This is a genomic window from Pseudomonadota bacterium (assembly GCA_039193195.1).
Lineage (GTDB): Bacteria > Pseudomonadota > Gammaproteobacteria > Steroidobacterales > JBCBZW01 > JBCBZW01.
The window spans coordinates 1-2128 of record JBCCWS010000108.1 but is presented as its reverse complement, the minus strand read 5'-3'; the positions used below and the strand labels follow the sequence as shown (position 1 = coordinate 2128).

The window sequence follows — 2128 nt, the reverse complement described above, 5'->3', positions numbered from 1 at the left end:
GTCCCCGAACACCAGCAACTGCGGCGTTGTCAACGCCGCGACGACCAACACGAGGATCGCGCTCGTCATTGTACCAACACCAACGGGCCATGCCTCATGGCAGAATTGAGCATTGACTCATCGGAGAGGGTAAAGGTTTGGCAGAGGCCATGTGAAGAATCGAAGAGGTTAGGATAAGCTTGCGTTGCGGTGGCGAAGAGCGCGAGCTGTCGTAGAACGAATATGCGCGACGAGAACCAGAGAGGAGAAGCCCTCTGAGAGACGGGCGTCTAAGTGGGAGGAGTCGGACAGCGAATGCGGCAGAGAGGGGTTCGTCATGCGACCAGGAGGAATTGCCTGCCCGCACACCGCCGCCGTGCGCTCATGGTCTTCAGCGCAACTACACCATGACGCCAACACCACGTGCCGAGTTTGTGACGGAGGCTTTCCTTGTTCGCATGCTCATGGGCAGTCTCGATCGCAGAGGGCTCGTCGGCCGGCACGGCCACGTTGACGGGCGACTCGGACGACCCCAATCAACGCGGCGCGTCGTGCGCGCGGAATTCGACTGCCTCAGTGCCCCGTAGAACACCGTTCCGATACTGCGCGCAAGACATTGCGACCCGTGTAGTAATGGTCGTCTCGACCAAGAGGCCAGACAATCTGCCCTGGGGATGACGGTGCGTCGTGTCTTCGTGTCCGCTCCACACGTCCACAACGTGATTCTTAACGTGATCATCGTCCCATGGCGCTACGCACAGGGCCCCATGGGGTGTCGGTCGCCAACGATACGACGACGGTGCGCGGACTCGGGCCTGAAGCCTCCCCACCACTATCTTACGATATCCTTCGAGATGACATTCTCGTCGCTTCTCAGCTTCCACCAAGAGCGGCGGGCGCTTCTTTCGCCAGTGGCGATGAGGCCGCTATACTCTACGACAAGCCTGTCGCGCCCCCGCCCCGCTCCTTTTTTCACGGGATAGTAGCCTCGCGATCGCGCCGCGAAAGAACCAAAACAAGCCTGATCTAACGGATAACTTAAGCCTCAAAGCAGAACCGTTTGGCGCGTGTTCGAGGCTTCGCCAGCTCTAAAGCCCCAATACTGAAGTCTGCATACAGGACTGACGCGTCAGTGTCGACGGACGCCCTTGTACAATGCCGAGCGACCCAGTTGCGGAGAAGGAACTAGACAAAGTGCGGCGTTTGGAGGCCAACAAGGCTTGCGCCAACTGCGGTCAGGTGGCGGCCCACGGGCACGGGGCGGTGGTGATGACGTTCGCTACGTTCGTGTGCCACACGTGCAAGTCATCGCACCAATCTTACTCTCACTTATGCAAGTCTGTCACGATGTCGTACTGGAGTCGGGCCGAGGTGGCCAAGCTCAAGCAGGGCGGCAACTCCAAGGCGCGTGCCGTGTGGCAAGCGACGCTGCCGGAAGCGTCGCGTCTGAAACCGGGGCCGTCTCTCGATGCTGCCAAGGACTTTGTGCGAATCTGCTACATTGAGAAGAAGTGGTACGACGAGGCGGCTGCTGCCAACCCTCCTCAGAGTGCGCCGGTCCCCACCAAGCGGCCGGTCGCGGCCGTGCCCGGTGGGTTGCCAGCACCGCCTAAGGCCAGGCCGGTCCCGCTCGCCAAAGCGCCTGTGGTTAAGCCAGTCCCGGTCGTTCCTAAGCCAGTAGCCAAGGTTTCCAACGCCCATGTCAAGCCGGCGCCAAAGGTCGTTGACCTCTTGTCCTTCGATGAGCCAAGCCAGTCCGAGGCTGAACCGCCGGCCGACGACTTCTTCGGGGCCTTCGCCGCAGGACCCGTGCCATCGCCACCGGCGGCCGCCGCTATCGCAGGACCCGTGCCATCGCCACCAGCAGCCGCTATCGCACCCGCCACGCGCACGAGCAGTGAGCCAGCGCGGGCGCCGCCCCTTGATCCTTTCGCCACAATCTCGCCTGCCACGCCCACGGTCCAGCAATTCAACCGTGTACAGTCGGTCCCCAACTACAACGCTATGCCTCAGGCTGCGCCCGCACCGGTGGTGCACATGCAGTGGCAGTACCCCCAGCATCAGTATTCCGCGCCCGTTGGATTCGCCACACCGCCCAAGTCCTCTTTTATGCCCATGCCTGCCACAAATGGAAACTACCAAACCGGTG

Annotated in this window: 1 protein-coding gene; it reads left to right on the top strand. The window is 61.5% G+C overall.

The features are described from left to right. Positions 1-1326 precede the first annotated feature (1326 nt). On the top strand, positions 1327-2128 hold an 802-nt coding region (locus AAGA68_27450), incomplete at its 3' end, for a hypothetical protein (protein ID MEM9388807.1).